This window comes from Megasphaera sp. An286 (genome assembly GCF_002163455.1).
Taxonomy (GTDB): domain Bacteria; phylum Bacillota; class Negativicutes; order Veillonellales; family Megasphaeraceae; genus Megasphaera; species Megasphaera stantonii.
The window spans coordinates 227,118-243,893 of sequence record NZ_NFIY01000001.1 but is presented as its reverse complement, the minus strand read 5'-3'; the positions used below and the strand labels follow the sequence as shown (position 1 = coordinate 243,893).

17 protein-coding genes and 1 tRNA gene are annotated in these 16,776 nt (G+C 53.8%); all 18 read right to left on the bottom strand.

Annotation, left to right across the window (positions count from 1 at the left end):
• Positions 1 to 12 precede the first annotated feature (12 nt).
• The 18 genes from B5F80_RS01165 to polA all read right to left on the bottom strand — a co-directional run bounded on the left by B5F80_RS01165 (position 13) and on the right by polA (position 16,767).
• The gene (locus tag B5F80_RS01165; protein WP_087476967.1) at positions 13 to 948 is read right to left on the bottom strand and encodes a transketolase family protein; all 936 of its coding nucleotides are present in this window, start codon (positions 946 to 948) and stop codon (positions 13 to 15) included.
• Entirely contained in the window at positions 948 to 1,766 is an 819-nt protein-coding gene (locus tag B5F80_RS01160) for a transketolase (protein WP_087476966.1), read from the bottom strand. The genes B5F80_RS01165 and B5F80_RS01160 overlap by 1 nt, the downstream gene beginning before the upstream one ends.
• A 354-nt stretch (positions 1,767 to 2,120) precedes the next feature.
• The gene (locus B5F80_RS01155) at positions 2,121 to 3,308 is read right to left on the bottom strand and encodes a PLP-dependent aminotransferase family protein (protein WP_087476965.1); all 1,188 of its coding nucleotides are present in this window, start codon (positions 3,306 to 3,308) and stop codon (positions 2,121 to 2,123) included.
• A gap of 74 nt (positions 3,309 to 3,382) precedes the next feature.
• Positions 3,383 to 4,318: a bifunctional riboflavin kinase/FAD synthetase gene (locus B5F80_RS01150; RefSeq protein WP_087476964.1), complete on the bottom strand. Its 936-nt coding sequence runs from the start codon at positions 4,316 to 4,318 to the stop codon at positions 3,383 to 3,385.
• 12 nt (positions 4,319 to 4,330) lie between these two features.
• Positions 4,331 to 5,212, bottom strand: a complete 882-nt coding sequence (truB, locus tag B5F80_RS01145; RefSeq protein WP_087476963.1) for a tRNA pseudouridine(55) synthase TruB — start codon at positions 5,210 to 5,212, stop codon at positions 4,331 to 4,333.
• A complete protein-coding gene (locus tag B5F80_RS01140; RefSeq protein WP_087476962.1) occupies positions 5,209 to 6,153 on the bottom strand; it encodes a bifunctional oligoribonuclease/PAP phosphatase NrnA in 945 nt (314 codons plus the stop codon). Before B5F80_RS01140 ends, truB begins: the two co-directional genes overlap by 4 nt.
• 5 nt (positions 6,154 to 6,158) lie before the next feature.
• Entirely contained in the window at positions 6,159 to 6,506 is a 348-nt protein-coding gene (rbfA, locus tag B5F80_RS01135; RefSeq protein WP_087476961.1) for a 30S ribosome-binding factor RbfA, read from the bottom strand.
• 18 nt (positions 6,507 to 6,524) lie between these two features.
• Complete coding sequence (infB, locus tag B5F80_RS01130) at positions 6,525 to 9,017, bottom strand: translation initiation factor IF-2 (protein ID WP_087476960.1); 2,493 nt, start codon at positions 9,015 to 9,017, stop codon at positions 6,525 to 6,527.
• Positions 9,014 to 9,343 (bottom strand): ribosomal L7Ae/L30e/S12e/Gadd45 family protein, encoded by a 330-nt coding sequence (locus B5F80_RS01125; protein ID WP_087476959.1) that lies wholly within the window; start codon positions 9,341 to 9,343, stop codon positions 9,014 to 9,016. The genes infB and B5F80_RS01125 overlap by 4 nt, the downstream gene beginning before the upstream one ends.
• The gene (locus B5F80_RS01120; RefSeq protein WP_087476958.1) at positions 9,340 to 9,600 is read right to left on the bottom strand and encodes a YlxR family protein; all 261 of its coding nucleotides are present in this window, start codon (positions 9,598 to 9,600) and stop codon (positions 9,340 to 9,342) included. Before B5F80_RS01120 ends, B5F80_RS01125 begins: the two co-directional genes overlap by 4 nt.
• Before the next feature lie 10 nt (positions 9,601 to 9,610).
• On the bottom strand, positions 9,611 to 10,750 hold the full coding sequence (nusA, locus tag B5F80_RS01115) for a transcription termination factor NusA (protein WP_087476957.1): 1,140 nt from the start codon (positions 10,748 to 10,750) through the stop codon (positions 9,611 to 9,613).
• 14 nt (positions 10,751 to 10,764) lie between these two features.
• On the bottom strand, positions 10,765 to 11,226 hold the full coding sequence (rimP, locus tag B5F80_RS01110) for a ribosome maturation factor RimP (protein ID WP_087476998.1): 462 nt from the start codon (positions 11,224 to 11,226) through the stop codon (positions 10,765 to 10,767).
• Positions 11,227 to 11,364: 138 nt separating this feature from the next.
• Positions 11,365 to 11,964 carry a hypothetical protein gene (locus B5F80_RS01105; protein WP_087476956.1) on the bottom strand — a complete coding sequence of 200 codons (600 nt, stop codon included), beginning with the start codon at positions 11,962 to 11,964 and terminating at the stop codon, positions 11,365 to 11,367.
• 93 nt (positions 11,965 to 12,057) lie between these two features.
• A tRNA-Leu gene (locus B5F80_RS01100) sits at positions 12,058 to 12,143 on the bottom strand.
• 8 nt (positions 12,144 to 12,151) lie between these two features.
• Positions 12,152 to 12,727, bottom strand: coding sequence for a lytic transglycosylase domain-containing protein (locus B5F80_RS01095; RefSeq protein ID WP_087476955.1), 576 nt, complete (start codon positions 12,725 to 12,727; stop codon positions 12,152 to 12,154).
• 9 nt (positions 12,728 to 12,736) lie between these two features.
• Positions 12,737 to 13,348, bottom strand: a complete 612-nt coding sequence (coaE, locus tag B5F80_RS01090) for a dephospho-CoA kinase (protein ID WP_087476954.1) — start codon at positions 13,346 to 13,348, stop codon at positions 12,737 to 12,739.
• A gap of 13 nt (positions 13,349 to 13,361) precedes the next feature.
• Positions 13,362 to 14,180 (bottom strand): bifunctional DNA-formamidopyrimidine glycosylase/DNA-(apurinic or apyrimidinic site) lyase, encoded by an 819-nt coding sequence (mutM, locus tag B5F80_RS01085; RefSeq protein ID WP_087476953.1) that lies wholly within the window; start codon positions 14,178 to 14,180, stop codon positions 13,362 to 13,364.
• Between the two features lie 10 nt (positions 14,181 to 14,190).
• Positions 14,191 to 16,767 carry a DNA polymerase I gene (polA, locus tag B5F80_RS01080; protein WP_087476952.1) on the bottom strand — a complete coding sequence of 859 codons (2,577 nt, stop codon included), beginning with the start codon at positions 16,765 to 16,767 and terminating at the stop codon, positions 14,191 to 14,193.
• Positions 16,768 to 16,776 lie beyond the last annotated feature (9 nt).

Here is a 16,776-nt window from a genome sequence, read left to right as displayed (position 1 = left end):
GACAGCTTTTTTCTATTTTCGTTTCAATACAGCCCTGACAGCCTCTGCCACGTGGCTGGGACCTAAGCCGTAAGCTTCCAGCAATTCGTTTGGCCGGCCCGACTCGCCGAACCGGTCGCGAATGCCAACCAATTCGACAGGCACGCAGCAGCGCTGAGCCAGGCATTCGCATACAGCGCTTCCCAGCCCACCGATGCGCTGGTGCTCTTCGCATACGACGACGGCTCCCGTCGCAGCGGCGCAGGATACGATGCCGTCTTCATCCAAGGGCTTGACCGTATGGACGTTGACGACTTGTACGGAAACGCCTTCACGGGCCAAGGCCTTCGCCGCTTCCAGGCTTTGATACACCATGATGCCATTGGCAAAAATTGTAACGTCCGTCCCTTTCCGGAATACAGAGACCTTTCCAATCGTAAAGGGCGTGTCGTCGTCGGTGACGACGGGCACGGGATTACGGCTGAAGCGGATATATGAAGGCCCTGTCATATCGTATACGGCCATCGTCGCCTTATACGTTTCCTTATAATCGCAGGGAACGACGACCATAATATTGGGGATCGTCCGCATGAGCGCCACGTCTTCCAGAGCCTGATGGGTCCCGCCGTCGGGTCCTACGGAAATGCCGGCATGAGCGCCGCCCAATTTGACGTTCAGGCGATTATACCCGACCGTATTGCGAATCTGTTCCCACGCCCGGCCAGTCAGAAACACGCCGTACGTAGACACGAATGGGACGAACCCCGTCAGGGACATGCCGGCAGCCGTGCCGACTAAATCCTGTTCCGAAATGCCTACGTTCAGATATTTTTGCGGATAGGCTGTACGCACCCAGTCGGTTCGCGTCGATTTTGCCACGTCGGCATCCATGACGATGACGTTATCGTGAAGGCGGCATAATTCCAGCAGCGCCTTTCCGTAGCCGTCGCGCATAGGTATACACTCCATTACAGCACCTCCTGAGATAATTCCTTCATGGCGGCAGCATACTGCGCTTCATTCGGCGCCGTGCCATGCCAGTCGGCCTGGTTCTCCATGTATGACACGCCCTTTCCTTTTATAGTCTGGGCCAGGACGACAGTCGGACATCCTGTATGCGCCTTCGCTTCCGACAATACTTGATAGAGTTTATCTATATCATGTCCATCAACAGTCATGACATTCCAGCCAAAGCTCTCCCACTTGGCGTCAAAGGGCTGTAAATCCTTGATTGTTTTCAGCGAATCGACAAGCTGCATGCCGTTGCAGTCTACGATAAGGCAGACATTATCCAGATGATGATGGGCCGCAAAGGCCGCCGCTTCCCAAATCTGCCCTTCCTGCTGTTCGCCGTCGCCGATAAGGCAGAACACATGAGGCGTTTCATGACGGTATTTCAAAGCCCAGGCTATGCCGTTGGCAATGGACAATCCCTGTCCCAAGGACCCGACGGCGCAATCGAGACAAGGCAGCTTGACCATATTCGGATGTCCCTGCAGCGGGCTGCCTAAAGAACGCAGCGTCGGCAGCCAGTCTAAGGGGAAATAGCCCTTATGGGCCAATACGCTGTAATATGCCGGAGCCGCGTGGCCTTTCGATAAGATAAACCGATCTCTCCCCTCATATTTCGGCTGCTGCGGAATACACCGAAGCAAGTCGGTGAAATACAGCGTTACCAGAATCTCCACAGCCGACAGAGAGCTTCCGGGATGGCCGGAGCCGGCTAAATAAATAGCCTCGACGACGTCCTTTCGAACTTGTCTGCATAACTGCTGAAGCTGATCCATTATCAATAAGGCCTCCAAACTATACACGTAGTGTCGCCGTTGCACCGCAACGAGGCGATACTCGTCTTTCATATAAAAAACGCACCGTATCGCTTATTCAGCTCACTATGATACGAATGCGCCTGCAACAAAAAAATGCAGATTCAGCTTGAGCCAAATCAATATACGTGCATTATCATTTTACAATGATTATACAAACAAGTCAAACAAAATATGCGCATACCGTATACATACCCATGTCCCATACTGCAAAACATCAAAAAGGCTTACAAGACCTGCATACGTGCAGGCCCTATAAGCCTTTTGTCAGTCTACACGCTTTCGTGACGCGTCGCGTTTCTTTCAGGGCGCAACTTATTTGCCCATTTCTTCTTTCAATACTGCGCCTAAGCGTTTAATGCCTTCTACAATGCGGTCTTCCGGCATGTTGGAATAGTTGAGGCGGAAGTGGTTTGCATTGCCGCCGTTCGGATAGAACGGGCCGCCCGGAACGTACGCAACGTTCTTTTCCAATACCTTCGGCATAATTTCTTTTGCATCCATGTTTTCCGGCAAGGTTACCCAAGTGAATAAGCCGCCTTCAGGATACGTAAAGGTAACGCCTTCGGGGAAATATTCCTTCATGGAATCATACATGAGGGTACGGCGTTTGCCATAGAGAGCTTTGATCTTTTCAACGTGAGCATCCAAATCGAACATATCGATGAAGTACGACGCCTGACGCTGTGCAAAGGACGAAGACTGGAGATCGACGGCCTGTTTCAATTTGACAACCTTGTCAATGATAACGGGATCGGCAACCATCCAGGCTACGCGCAGACCAGGCATAAAGATCTTCGAGAAGGAGCCCAGGAAGATAATATTGCCTTTCGTATCCATGGATTTCAAGGACGGTACGACGTCGCCGTCATAGCGGAGTTCGCCGTACGGATCGTCTTCAATGACGGGGAAATCGTACTTGTTGACGATATCCATAAAGGCTTTGCGGCGTTCCATCGGCCACGTAATGCCCGTCGGGTTCTGGAATTCAGGAATAACGTACATCAAGCGGACGCGGTCGCCGTATTCGGCCAAAATCTTTTCCAATTCTTCCGGAATGATGCCTTTTTCATCCGTCGGAACTTCGACGAATTTCGGATCGCACAGCTTAAAGGCGTTGATAGCGCCTAAATACGTCGGGCTTTCTACTAAAATGACGTCGTCTTTATTGAGGAAAATCTGCGCCAATAAGGACAGGCCCTGCTGAGAACCTGAAGTAATGACGATTTCTTCGGGCGTGCAGTCGACTTGGAAAGCCTTTTTCATGCGAGCGGCAATTTTTTCGCGGAGAGGCAGGTAGCCTTCCGTCGTTCCGTACTGTACAGCCAGCTGGCCTTCTTTGCTCAAAATTTCTACGTCGACTTTCTTTAATTCTTCCAGCGGGAATAATTCCGGCGCAGGCAAGCCGCCGGCGAAGGAAATTACTTCCGGCATAGTCGTCAACTTAAGCAATTCACGGATTTCCGAAGCCTTTAAGCCCATAGCGAGGTCTGAAAATTTCATTACCAATCACTCCTTAATGATTAAATGTCCCCTGTTTCCCTATGTCATTATTATATCATTAATATGAGTTTCTTTCAATTATCGTTAGATGAGAAATAGATTAAAGTTTTACGTTTATCTTCTTCCATCTGGTCTATGAGCTCTTCTTTGCTGTCAAAGCGGATTTCCGGGCGCAGCCGCTTCCGGAAGCGAACGACGATGTCCTCGTCGTACATATCGCCGCTCCATTGCAGGATGTGCGTTTCTATGCGGCGGTATTGGTGGGCAAAGGTCGGATTGGCGCCGATATTCGTCATGGCCGGCAGCAGCTGGCCCTGCCATTCTACTTCCGTTATATATACGCCGTCAGGCGGCACGGCCATCTGCGGCGGTATCAGCATATTAGCCGTTGGAAACCCGATCAGCCGTCCCCGGCGGTCGCCCTGTACGACCTTCCCCTGCAGGGCGAAGGGATGCCCCAGCAGGGCTTCTGCCGTTTCCATGTGCCCCATCGTGACCAGGCGGCGGATGACCGTGCTGCTGATCGGCGTGGACCGGCCCGGCCGTTCCAGCAGCGTCAGGGCCATGACGGGAATATGATGTCCCGCCATGAACTCGCGCAGCGTCTGCGTATTCCCTGCAGCTTTTGCGCCGTACGTAAAGTTCTCCCCTACGACGATAGCCGCCGGGCAGAGATATTCCAGCAGCTGCCGGCAAAATTCCTCCGGCGTTTCGTCGAGAAGATGCCGGGTCATAGGCAGCAGCACCAGGGCGTCGATGCCGACTCCGGCAATATATTGGATTTTCTGCTCGACCGTAGCCAGCCGTATCGGCTCTTTTTCCGGGCACAACACGGAAAGAGGATGGGCTGCGAAGGTGACGACAACAGATTTGCCGCCCGTTTCCGCCGCCTTGTCGATAGCCGTACGCATGACCTTCTGATGGCCCAGATGCACGCCGTCAAAGGTCCCCAGCGCAACGACGGCGCCTTGGCAATTCGTTACTTCCTGAAAGGAATGGAATAGTTGCATCGTATAATTACCTCACAGTACGTCGGCAAACATCTTATGCGGACGTATGACATGATGTTCTTTATCGAAATGAGCAATGCCGGCCAATTTTCGTTCCGGCGTATAGACCCGCAGCACGTCGCCATGGGCGAGCCCCTTGCCGGCAAAGGGCACCGCGCGGCCCTGCAGGAGGCGGGCACACTTTTCCGCCGTACAAACCGCCTTAGGAAGGTCTTGAATCGCCATGTCGGCAGGCAGGATATAGGCCTGCGGATCGGCTTCCAATTCTTCCAGCGAAGCTGCCTGTGCAATATCAAAAACGCCGGCCCGGACGCGGACAAGATAAGTCATGCAGGCATAAGTCCCCAGCGCTTCGCCGACATCGCGGATGAGCGAGCGGATATAGGTCCCCTTAGAGCATGTCACGGCAATGACGCCCCGTCCGTTTTGATACGACAAAAGGCGGATCTCATATATCGTGACCCGCCTGCCCGGCAATGTAAAATCAGCGTTTTGTCTGGCCAGCTTATACGCTTTGACGCCATTAACATTGATGGCGGAATAACGGGACGGAGTCTGCTCGATATCGCCGCAGAACGACGCCAGCACGGAGGATATATCCTCAGCAGACAAATCGGGGACAGCAGCGCTGGCGACGACTTCGCCGGTGCTGTCCTCCGTATCCGTAGCAAAGCCTAAAGCAAACTCTGCATGATATGTCTTTATCCCGTTGTCTCCATATTCAATCAGCCGCGTCGCCTGACCCAGATACACGGGAAGCACGCCGGCAGCCAAAGGGTCCAGCGTTCCGGCGTGGCCAATCTTCTTCATCCCGTATATGCGGCGCATCTGGCCGATTACGTCATGGCTCGACATTCCTGTCGCTTTTAATACATTGACGATTCCATTTATCATTTTACTTTTAAAAGTTCCTTCACTATCATTTTTTTTGCTTCTTCCAGCGGCGCCGCCACGGTGCAGCCTGCTGCCCGCACGTGGCCGCCGCCGCCGAACATGGAAGCGACAGCGTTGACATCGGCTCGCTTAGACCGCAGGCTGACCCGCGTTTCTTCCGCCCCGACGTACTTTACCGTAAAAGCCACGTCGACGCCCTGAATCGTGCGGATGTAGTCAATATAGCTTCCCGTATGCTCGCCCGTATACTGCAGCAAGTCCGGCGTAAACGAAAGGCAGGCAACCTGGCCCTCGCCGAACAATTCAATATGGCGCAGCACCTCCGACAAGGCCTGAAGCTTTGCCAAAGACCGGGCTTCCAAATGCTCGGAAACGACGTTCGGCTGCGCGCCGGCTTCGACCAGCAGCGCCGCCATCCGCAGGGTATGGCCCGTCGTATTGCTGAATTTAAAGAACCCGCAGTCCGTCGCGATGGCCATGTACAAGGCGTTCGCCATAGACGGCGAAAGTTCGGCCTGCCAGTCCGCCAACAGTTCGGTTAAAATCTCGCCCGTTGCAGCGCAGTCCGGCCGCACATATTCCCAATCGGCAAAATGGAGGTTGGAAATATGATGGTCAATATTCAGGACCTTCCCCTTCGCCAAGGCATCAGCCGCGCCGATGCGATCCATGCCGGTCGCATCGAGCACGACGGTCAGCCAGGAGGCGTCGGTCTGCACCTGGTCGGGACGCCGTATCTGTTCCGCCAGCGGCAGAAAGAAAAACTTGTCGTCTATGTCGTCGTCCACGGCCACGACAACCTCCTTGCCCAGGCCTTCCAGCCATTCCTGCATCGCCAGCAGGCTGCCTATAGCGTCGCCATCGGGGCTGACGTGAGCAGTCAGCACGATGCGGTCATGCTGTTCCAGAATACGGCGTACTTCCTGAGATGAACAATTCATGAAACTCAGTCCTTTTTTTCTATATCACGAAGTATTTTATCGATTTTCATGCCGTAATCGAGAGACGTATCTTCTTTAAATTCAATAGTCGGCGAATAGCGTATGCCCAAGCGGCGGCCCACTTCCGTGCGGATATAGCCCGTCGCGTTTTTCAGCGCTTTCAGGGTATTTTCTTTTTCCTCAGCCTTGCCAAAGAGGCTGACGTATACCGTCGCTTCGCGCAAATCGCCGGTAATCCGCGCGTCCGTCACAGTGACGAAGCCGAGGCGCGGATCTTTTAATTCACGAAGCAGGATGTTGGAAACTTCCTGCTTGATGAATTCTTGTATTTTGCGGACTCGCAATTCTCCCATATGTATTTCCTCACTTTATTATTCCGGCGCGACTTCCACCATTTCATAGGCTTCGATTTCGTCGCCTTCCTTGATGTCGCGGTATTTTTCAAGGGTAATGCCGCATTCGTATCCGGAAGCCACTTCCTTGACGTCGTCTTTAAAGCGGCGCAGTCCGTCGATTTCGCCGTCATGAATGACGATGCCGTTGCGGATCAGGCGGATCTTAGCGTTGTTCGTAATCTTGCCTTCCTTGACGTAGGAACCGCCGACGATGACCTTCGGCGTCGTAATGACCTTGCGGACTTCGGCGCGGCCGATAATGTGTTCTTCATATTTCTTTTCCAGCATCCCTTTGATAGCCGCTTCCACGTCGTTGATGGCGTCGTAAATAACGCGGTACATGCGCATGTCGACGTTGTCGTGTTCCGCCGCCTTGCGGGCCGCCGCGTCCGGGCGGACGTTGAAGCCGATGATGATGGCGTTGGATGCCGAGGCCAGCATGATATCCGATTCGGAAATAGCGCCGACGCCGGCATGGACGATGGCGATGCGCACTTCGTCGCTCTTAATGTTGAGCAGGGACTGGCTCAGGGCTTCGACAGAACCCTGTACGTCCCCCTTAATGATGAGGGGCAGTTCTTTCAATTCGCCCTGCTGAATCTGGTTGAACAAATCGTCGAGAGTTACCTTCGCATTGACGTGGAGGGCCGACGAACGTTTCTTTTCCATTCGTTTTTCCGCTACGCTGCGGGCCGTCTTTTCATCGGTCACGTCGAGGATATCGCCGGCTTCGGGCACGTCGTTGAGGCCGAGGATTTCCACAGGGATAGACGGTTCGGCTTTCTTAACCCGTTCGCCCCGTTCGTTGTTCATGGCGCGGACCTTGCCGAAGCAGGGACCGACGATAATCGTGTCGCCGACGTGGAGCGTGCCCTTCTGGATCAGGACGGACGCGACGGGGCCGCGGCCCTTGTCGAGCTTCGCTTCGATGACGACGCCCTGGGCCGGACGGTTCGGGTTGGCCTTCAATTCGGAAACTTCCGCCAGGACGAGGATGTTTTCCAGCAAGTCGTCGAGGCCGATTTTCTTATGAGCCGACACGGGAACCATAATCGTGTCGCCGCCCCATTCTTCACTGATCAAGCCGTATTCCGTCAGCTGCTGCATGACGTGTTCCGGATTGGCGCTTTCCTTATCGATTTTGTTGATGGCGACGATGATGGGAACGCCGGCCGATTTGGCGTGGTTAATGGATTCGACCGTCTGCGGCATAACGCCGTCGTCCGCCGCGACGACGAGGACGGCGATATCCGTAACCTGGGCGCCGCGGGCGCGCATTGCCGTAAAGGCTTCGTGGCCCGGCGTATCCATGAAGGTGATCTTCTTGCCGTTGTAGCGTACCTGGTAAGCGCCGATGTGCTGCGTAATGCCGCCGGCTTCGTGGCTCGTCACGTTCGTCTGGCGAATCGCGTCGAGAAGGCTCGTTTTGCCGTGGTCGACGTGGCCCATGATCGTAACGACAGGCGGACGGACCTTCAGCGTTTCCGGCGCATCGATGATTTCTTCGATTTCCGTCGGATCTTCCGGCGGCGCTTCCTGCGTAACGGTTACGCCGAATTCGTCGGCAATCAGAGAAGCCGTTTCAAAGTCGATTTCCTGATTGATCGTCGCCATAATGCCGCCCATGAGCAGCTTTTTAATGACTTCGCCGACTTCACGGCCCAGCTTTTCCGCGAAATCCTTGACGATAATCGTTTCCGGCAGCTCGATAGACGTGGGGTAATTCTTTTTCTTCGCCGGTTCGCCGCCGCCCATATCGTGATGGCCGCCCTGCTTCTTGTTGTTCTTGTTATTTTTATTTTTGCCTTTGTTCAACACGTTAGATAAAAGTGTGTGAGGTCTGTTGTTTTTGCCGTTGGGGTTGTTGTTATTCTGATTGCGCTTATTTTTCTTATTGTCGCTGCGGCCGGCATTTTGGCCTTCGTCGCCGTTTTGCGAAGAACGACCGAAGAACTTCGTCCGCTTGCCGCCGTTGTTCTGCTGATTCTGCTTATTTTGCTGATTTCCATTCTGGCGGTTGTTCTGGCTGCCCGACGACTTTGCGTTCTGCTGTCCGGCATTTTTCTTATTGTCCTGGCCGCGGTTGTTTTGATGATTCTGACCGGACGAACCGCTCTGCTGATTTTTATTGCCGTTCCGCGCCGGCTGAGCCTGCTTCTTGGCGTTATTTCCCTGTTCAGGACGATTTTGCTTATGGGAATTTCCTTGTTTTTGTCCTTCCTGCGGTTTCGCTTGCTTAGCGCGGTTGTTATCGTTCACTTTGCGGCCAGTTCCTTCCATTCCTTTTTTCTGTTCTGCCGGCTTCTCAGCCTTCTTGGGTTCCTTAAAGGATTTATCTAATATGGCTCTCATCGAATCGTCGATGCCCGTAAAATTACCAGCTTTGATATTATGATCGCCTAATACTTTGATGACGTTTTTGGCGGATACGCCATATTCTTTTGCAACTTCGTATACACGTTTTGTCATCTAGTTACCCCCTTTTCAGTCGTTCTCAACACTTTATCTACAGCCTTGGCAAAACCGGCGTCCGTCAGCAGAACGACGACGTTCTGCATCTTTCCGACGGCCCTGCCCAGCTCTTCCTTCGTCAATATATCTACGACGGCAATCCCTTTGCGTTCTGCCAGGCGGCGGTACTTTTCCACGTTGTCGGCTCCGCCGTCTGCTGCCAAAAACAGCATGGGAACCGTATGGTTCTTCAAATGCTTCTCTGCCGCGAAATCGCCGCAAATCGTCTTGCGGGCCCGGCAGGCAAGTCCCAGCAGGTTGCCGATTCGTTCCTGCGCGGTCATGACAACTCCTGCCGCAGGCTTTCATAAATTTCGTCGGATACCTTCGTCTTTAAAGACCGTTCCAGACGATGTTCTTTATAGGCTTTTTCCAGACAAGCCGAATTCTGACAGATATACACGCCCCGTCCGGATTTCTTGCCGGTCTTGTCGATTTCCACGGCGCCTTCCGGCGTGCGGACGACGCGGATCATTTCCTTCTTGCTCTTCTGTTCCTGACAGCCTGCGCAGACGCGCAGAGGTATCTTCTTCTTTTTCATCTATACCTCCTCAGGCTTCGCCTTGTCCGTCTTCAGCCGCCGGCATATCCAATTCGCTCAGGATGTCTTCCTGTTCCTCTTCTTCATCGGCGGAAGATACTCCTTCGCTTGCCAGAACAGCGGCCTGGCTTTCGCTCTTAATATCGATCTTCCAATTTGTCAGCTTAGCCGCCAAGCGGGCGTTCTGGCCGGCCTTGCCGATAGCCAGGGACAGCTGATAATCGGGAACGACGACGCTCGACGCCTTTTCCCCTTCGTCGACGGTAACGGAAACGACCTGGGCCGGGCTCAGGGCGTTGGCGATGTACACGGCCGGGTCTTCGTCCCATTTGACGATATCGATTTTTTCGTTCTGCAGTTCCGTCACGATATTCTGCACGCGGCTCCCTTTCGGGCCGACGCAGGCGCCGACGGAATCGACGTTTTCATCGCGGGAATACACGGCGATCTTGGAACGGCGGCCCGGTTCGCGGGCTACAGATTTCAGTTCCACCACGCCTTCGTAGATTTCCGGCACTTCCAGCTCAAAGAGCCGCTTCAACAAGCCGGGATGGGTACGCGATACGAGGATCTGCGCGCCCTTCGTCGTCTTGCGCACTTCCACGACGTAGCATTTGATGCGCTGGCCGACCGTATAGGTTTCCGTCGGAATCTGTTCCGACGCCGGCAGAATTGCTTCGGCCTTGCCCAGGTCGACATAGACGTTCTTGTTTTCAATGCGCTGAATCAGGCCGGTAATGATGTCGTCCGTACGATTGTAAAATTCGTCGTAGACGATGCTCCGTTCCGCTTCGCGAAGGCGCTGGATCATAACCTGCTTAGCAGCCTGGGCAGCGATGCGGCCGAAATTGGACGGCGTTACGTCGACGTTAACCACGTCTCCGACTTCGTATTCCGGGTTCAGCTTGCGGGCGTCTTCCAGGGAGATTTCTCCATGGTCGTTGACGACATCTTCTACGACGGTTTTCGCCGCTACGATGCGGTAATCGCCCGTTTCCCGATTCAGCTCTACGTCGGCCAGGGGGTTGGCTTCCGGCTCCTTCTTATAGGCCGTAATCAGCACGGCTTCCAGGGAGTCGCAGATGACGTCTGTCGAAACCCCTTTTTCTTTAGACAAAAACGCAATAGCATTGAGCAATTCCTTATTCACGGTTACACCCTCCATTAAAAATCAATATGCAGACGAACCTGCGATATAGTTTTCATATCTAATATCTCTTCATTTCCATCGACCCGGACGGTCAGCTTGCCGTCTTCGCCTTTCCCTACCAAATCGGCTACCAGGTCTTTTTTGCCGTTGTAGGGCTGGAAAAAGTGAATATCCACGGTTCTGCCGGCGTAGCGGACAAAATCCTTATCCTTTTTCAAGATGCGGTCCAGTCCCGGAGACGATACTTCCAGCAGATAATTTTCTTGTATAGGGTCCTTTTCATCGAGGACTTTGCTCAGCTTTTCGCTGACAGCCTGACAGTCCTCCAGATCGACGCCCCCTTCTTTGTCGATAAATACGCGGAGGTACCAGTTTTTTTCGCGGACATATTCGACGTCGACCAATTCCAAATCCGTGCCGCTGATAATCCGTTCTACTTCCTGAGAAATCATTGTTTCAATATGTTCACGCTTCATGCCATTCACCAGCTATCCTTCTAAAAATTCATACAGGTAAAAGTTAAGAGTGGGCTCGCACCCACTCTCACATAAAAGAATCTAAATTACGTTTAGTATACCACTTCAGCCGCCTTCTGACAACGCCGCAAGGGCAAATCAGGATATATCGGCTGAAATAGAGCCCAGCACCGGCAGCAGACGCTGCTGCAGCGCCCGTTTCAGTCCCTCCAGGGACGATCCGTCAAAATCATGAACCAAATTTGGAAAGTTATGAATCCGCCGCTCTGCAAAAAAATCGTCGCGGAGGACGTTGTACATGACGGACAAGCCGCTTCGCGACTCTTTCTGGTAATAGGAAAGAATCATGTAGGAGCCGTTAATAATCCGCACGGCCTGATTCGGCCGGATGAGGCAGCGGAATCCGCCGTATTCTGCCGGAAGGAACTCATCCCAGTCTACGTCGGGCAGGCCCTTGTTCTTCAGTATGACGCTGAAATTACGGCTCGGCTCTACATAGTAGTCGCGGATGATCCGGGCCAGCCGGTCTTCCACCATCGCCCGGAACATGGCGAAATCGCTGGTAATAAACTCGATCAGGGCAAACTCCAGCATACCGATGTCCGTGCGGACGGAAAACTCTTCCGAATCGGGATTGAATATCGCCCGTACAGACCAGTTATTGTCGGCGTTGCAATAGGCAAACAGCAGGTACTCTTTATCGCCGCCGTTTTCCTGCACCATGCGATATTCCGTCAATAACTGAAAATCTCCCACCTGAAGTGGGAGAATAGATGCAATATTCCATTGTTTGAATGTTTCAATCAATGCTTCATCCATAAGAGAAAAAAATGGTGCGGTTGGTGGGAGTTGAACCCACACAATCGAAAGATTACTGCCGCCTGAAGACAGCGCGTCTGCCATTCCGCCACAACCGCATAGTCAATTAAAACTTGTAAAGATGTTTGTATTGCTGTTCATTCAACAAAACTATCTTAACATATTCTCGCGTTTCTGTAAAGGGTATTTTTTCAATTTCTGAAAAATTTTTTTCCCAACCATATTCTTCCATCCAGGAGTCGACGTGTCCGCGGCCGGCGTTATACGCAGCCAGGGCCAATACCTTATTGCCGTCATACTCATGCAGAAGATAGGCCAGATACCACGTACCCATTTTAATATTTGTCTGCACATTTGTCAATTGGTCCGGCGTAAAATTTTCGATTCCCATTTCTCCGGCAATCCATTCGCCCGTTTCCGGCATGATCTGCATCAGCCCCGAAGCGCCGCGATGGGAAAAGGCGTCTTCGTTGAACTTGCTCTCCACGAGAATCACCGCCGCGACCAAGGCGGGGCTGACGCCGTCTTCATACGAATATTGGCGCACCATGTAGTCGTACTGAAGAGGATAGACGAATTTCCGCAGCACGTCGTCTTTCCACGAGCAGAAATAGGTCGCTGAAAAACACGCCAGCACTACTGCTATGATAATTTTATCTTTTGTCTGGGTCTTCCGTCTCAACGCAGTCTCCTATCCTCTTTGAATTCTATCCATCAGCAGCGCCCACTGCGCCCGCACCTGTTCTTCCGTTTGAGCTAAGGCGCCGTTGTTGTCGATGACGACCTGCGACAGGGCGCGTTTTTTCTCTGCAGGCATCTGCGCACGAATGCGGGCCTCCGCTTCTTCCCGTGAAAAATGATTCCGGGCCATGAGCCGTTCCAGCTGCGTCGGCCCATCTACGCATACGAGCCATACTTCATCGACATACGCTTGATATTCTATCTCAAATAATAAGGGCATGTCAAGAAAAACGAAGGATTTCTTCTCCCCTTCATCTATGCGCCGGAGTTCTTCGTCGATTCGCTCGTAAATCAAGGGAAATAAAATGCCTTCCAGTTCCGCCTTGCGTTCAGCGTCGTTGAACACGACGCCGCCGATATAGGCCCGGTCCATCGTCCCGTCTTCTCTTATTGCTTTCGGGCCGAAGGCCGCCGCTACGGCAGCCAGCCCCTTCGTGCCGGGCCGCACGACATCGCGCGCCAGGACGTCGCAGTCCACGACGGACGCGCCGAGCTCCCGCAGCATCGATACGACCGTACTTTTTCCCGACGCAATCCCGCCGGTCAATCCAATGCGATACATGACAAGTTCCTCCTTACACCTGGCAGTGAGGGCAATAATGCGTTCCCCTGCCGGCAAACTTCGTATAGATAATCGTATGGCCGCAGCGCGGGCACGGCGTCCCTTCTTTGCCGTATACCTGCAAAAAGGCCTGGTTCGACCCTTCCTGGCCATTGCCACTGATAAAGTCGCGTATCGTCGTGCCGCCATGGGCCAATCCCTGCCGCAGCACGACCCCAATGGCCTCGTGGAGTCTGCGGCATTCGTCGGGGCTTATATCACAGCAGCGGCGCTGGGGCCTGACGCCGGCAAGGAACAGCGCCTCGTCGGCGTAAATATTGCCCAAGCCGGCTACGCAGATCTGATCGAGCAAAAAGGATTTGACGGAACGCTTCGACGATTGGAGGGACTCCTGCAAATAGGAAAGAGTAAATTCGTCGCTGTTGCCGTCAGGTCCCAGCGAATCGTAGCCGGAAATACCCGTCGGCCCCTCCGGCGGCACGAGCCACAGGCACCCGAGGGTGCGGACGTCGCGATACAGGATATATCCTTCATTTAATACGAAAATAATGCGCTGTCCTCGTATTTCTTCGTACTCCTCCTGATAGATGAGGCTGCCGGTCATGCGCAAATGCACGAGCAGAGACGGGCCGCTGCTGCAGCGAAGGAGCAAATATTTTCCCTTGCGGCTGACGGCTGATATCGTCTGTCCCGTCAATAGGCGGCAAAATTCTTCAGGCGTCGTGTTTTTCACCAGGCGCGGCAGCAAGAGCCGTACGTCTTCAATCCGTTTTCCCACTGCGTGCGCTTCAATATAGGCGCGCACCGATTCTACTTCCGGCAATTCAGGCATATAACTCCTCCTATTTCGCTTCTTCCCAGTTCCGGCCGCAGTGAATATCGACGACCAGGGGCACCGACAAGGTCACGATGTGTTCCATCGTATCCTTCAGCAGCGTTTCCACTTCTTCCCGCTCGTCAGCCGGCACTTCCAGGACGAGCTCGTCGTGAACCTGCACGAGAAGGCGGCTTCGCAAGCTGCGGCGTTCCAATTCGTCCTGAACGGCGTTCATGGCCAGCTTGATGATATCGGCGGCGCTGCCCTGAATTGGCGTGTTCATCGCCGTCCGCTCGGCAAAGGAACGGCGCGTAAAATTCTTGCTGTTAATATCTGTCAGCGTGCGGATGCGTCCGAACATGGTCTTGGCCATCCCCGTTTCGCGGGCTTCCGCCACGAGCTTGTCCATGTAAGCGTGAATCGTGCTGTAGCGGGCGAAGTAGGAGTCGATGTATTCCTTGGCCTGCTGACGGGAAATCGAAATATTGCGGGCCAGTCCGAAGTCGCTGATGCCGTAAATAATGCCGAAATTGACGGCTTTGGCGTGAGAGCGCTGCTCCGGTGTGACCTCGTCCCAGGGAATGCCGAATACTTCCGACGCCGTGCGGCGATGGATGTCCTGATTTTTCTTGAAGCCGTCGATCATCGTCGGGTCCTGGGACAAATGAGCCAGAAGGCGCAGCTCGATCTGCGAGTAGTCGCCAGATACGATGTAGTCGTATCCTTCGCCCGGCACGAATAAGGAGCGGATTTTGCGTCCCTGCTCGGTTCGGATAGGAATGTTCTGCAAGTTCGGGTCCGAGCTGCTCAGGCGGCCCGTCGCCGTGACCATCTGGTTAAAGGATGTGTAAATGCGGCCCGTTTCCCGGGAAATCAAGGGTTCCAAGCCGTCCAAATAGGTGGAAATCAGCTTTTTCAAAGCCCGGAACTGCAGTATTTTCGGGATCATAGGATGCTGGTCCATGAGGGCTTCCAGTACGGCCGAATCTGTCGAATAGCCTGTCTTCGTCTTCTTGATAACCGGCAATCCCAGCTTTTCAAATAAGATGACGCCGAGCTGCTTCGTCGAATTGATGTTGAAGGTCTCGCCGGCATCGTCGTAAATTTCCTCTTCCAGCTTGTCCGCTTCCAGCGACAGCTCCCGTTCCATATCCATGAGCCGTTCCGTATCGACGGTAAAGCCGTTCATTTCCATAACGGCCAGCGTATGAATCAAGGGAATTTCAATCGTATCGTACAAGGTCGTCAAGCCGGCCTGCTCCAAGGCTTCTGCCGCCTTGGGCCAGACGTCGAAGGAAAACTGCGCGTCGCCGGCCAGGCGCAAGGCTTCGTCGCCGCTTTCCTGCAAAGGCACGGCAAATTTTTCCGATAAATACGCCAGGCCATAGGCGGTCCGCGTCGGATCCAGCAAATACGCTGCCAATATGATATCCGCCAAGGGCAGGCGCTTGTCCGTATAAGGCGACGCCGCCTTGACGAGCTGCTTGCCCTGCGACGTGACGACTAAGGCCGCGTCGGCCAAGGCGCGGAGATACTCTCCTTCCCGTCCTGCCGGCACGACGAACACGCCCTGCCTTCCCGCAATAGCTAAAGCCTTCAGCACAGGCAGGGGCGCAGCCGATTCATACACGCCTTCTACGGCGACGACCTGGCCGGCCAAGTCCTGGGGCTGCAAGTCGTCCAGCAGCTGCAGGGATACGTCCTGTGCCGGTTCCTCATCAGCTAAGGATGCAAAGCGGTCGAAGGCAGCAAACCGGGACAGCATGTTTTTAAAGCCCAGGCTGCGGAACAAGGCGGATACGTCTTCCTTGCGCGGCTGCGGCAGGAACATATCCAGACTATACTCGACGGGCACGCTGCAGCAGATCGTCGCCAGTTCCTTGGACAAAAAAGCTTTGTCCTTGTTGTCGGCCAGCTTTTCCTGCAGTTTCTTGCCCTTCACTTCGCCGATACGGTCGTACAGTGTCTCTACATGCTGAAATTGAGCGATGAGCTTCGCCGCCGTCTTTTCTCCGACGCCGGGAACGCCGGGAATATTGTCGGCCGTATCACCCATGAGGGCCTTCATGTCGACGACCTGGGACGGCGCGTAGCCGTATTCCGCCGCCATGACGTCAGGCGTAACGGCCAGCATATTCGTAATACCCTTTTTCGTCAAATGGACCGTGACGTTTTCATCGACGAGCTGCAGCGCGTCGCGGTCTCCCGTCACGATGTCAATGTGAAAATCCTTCGCTTCCATCTGCCGGGCAACGGTGCCGATAATGTCGTCGCCTTCATAGCCTTCCAGCTCCAGGACATGAATGCCCAGGCATTCCAGCACTTCCCGTATCAAGGGGAACTGGGGCCGCAGGTCGTCGGGCGCCGGCTTGCGCGTCGCCTTATAGCCGTCGTACAAGTCGTTTCGGAAGGTATGCTTGTCCTTGTCAAAGGCTACGGCTACGTAATGGGGCTCCAGCTGCTCGTACAATTTAAGCAGCATGTTCAAAAAGCCGTACACGGCGTTCGTCGGCCGGCCCTGGCTGTCCGTCAGGGAAGGGATGGCGTAAAAGGCCCGGTATAACAGGCTGCTTCCATCTATAATCAACAATGTTTCCTTCATGTCAGCCTC